The organism is Mesotoga sp. HF07.pep.5.2.highcov (genome assembly GCF_003666285.1).
Classification (GTDB): domain Bacteria; phylum Thermotogota; class Thermotogae; order Petrotogales; family Kosmotogaceae; genus Mesotoga; species Mesotoga prima.
This window is the reverse complement of sequence record NZ_JFHJ01000458.1, coordinates 1-679: the sequence shown is the minus strand read 5'-3', so window position 1 is coordinate 679 and position 679 is coordinate 1. Positions and strand designations below refer to the sequence as shown.

Sequence of the window (679 nt, the reverse complement as noted above, 5' to 3'; positions counted from 1 at the left end):
AGGATCAAACCCTCCATCCATGACTCATTTTTTTGAAACTCGCTGGATTGCTATCCATTTTTCAATGACCCTTTCTCCTCGCTCGCCTTCCCCGCTAACGCTAACTTCGCGTCAGCAATTCCTATACTACCAGTACCACTTCCTATTGTCAAGTTACAGGTTCGTTTCCTCTAACTCATCGCTTGAGTGAATTCATTGGAGAGTCATGTACGGTCAGATGTAGTCGGAGAGTTCATCCTCTATCTCTTTCAAAGATCTGTTTTCAAGGATTGAAATTCTCATTGCGATAGGCGGATGTGTACTCCACAAAGACGCAAAAAAGGAACTCTTGTTGTTTATCCTTCTCTTCAAAGGATCGGAGATAAACAGATGAGCTGTTGCTACATTGGCGGTTTGAAGCTTCGCAGAATTGGTAACGATCTTTCTCAAAGCTCTGGAAAGTCCCAAGGGATTTCTGGTCAGCTCAACGGCCCGCGCATCTGCAAAGTACTCCCTCGTTCTAGATACCGCGAGGAGAGAAAGCCTTCCTATGAACGAGAATAACGCTCCTAATCCTGCGACCGCGGCAAGAAAGGCGATTATCGCAAGCGCCGAATTGTCATTTTTCTTTGAGGAACGTTTTGTCCTTGACGTAGCACTGATCGCTCCAAATCTAAGATGAGCAATCAAAGCCCGAAAG

General features: G+C 45.5%; 1 protein-coding gene. It reads right to left on the bottom strand.

Going from position 1 to position 679, the window contains the following annotated elements; translation table 11 throughout:
* Positions 1 to 213 precede the first annotated feature (213 nt).
* A partial coding sequence (locus BG32_RS09670) for a M48 family metalloprotease (protein ID WP_147434916.1) occupies positions 214 to 679 on the bottom strand: 466 nt, incomplete at its 5' end.